This window comes from Chromohalobacter sp. HP20-39 (genome assembly GCF_033052815.1).
In the GTDB taxonomy this organism is placed as follows: Bacteria; Pseudomonadota; Gammaproteobacteria; order Pseudomonadales; family Halomonadaceae; genus Chromohalobacter.
Map to the genome: position 1 here is coordinate 1 of NZ_JAWHTP010000454.1, position 305 is coordinate 305.

Sequence of the window (305 nt, forward strand, 5' to 3'; positions counted from 1 at the left end):
GATCCAAGATGATCGAGCCGATGCGGGAGGCGTACCGTCTAGCGGGCGCCCCAGTCGTTACATCACCTGCTTCCACTGCCGCATCTTCGACAGTGCGTCGTCGTAGGCCGTAGCGGTGAAGAACTGAATCCTGCGTCCGAGGGTTTGCATCGGGCTCGTCGTGGGATCGAAAAGCCTAACGTCCGAATGGTGCGCCACGATGTCGAGCACCCGGTTCTGGCCCTCTGCAAGCATGGTTTCCAGCTCGCAAAGGTCCCTGTTTGCGAAACGGCGTTGGAACATCCCTGAAAGACCTTCGGCGCGCT

General features: G+C 60.0%; 1 protein-coding gene. It reads right to left on the reverse strand.

Translation table 11 applies throughout. The features are described from left to right. Positions 1-57: 57 nt before the first annotated feature. Positions 58-305: ClbS/DfsB family four-helix bundle protein (locus tag RVY79_RS18785; RefSeq protein ID WP_317466073.1), on the reverse strand; the 248-nt coding region annotated here is incomplete at its 5' end.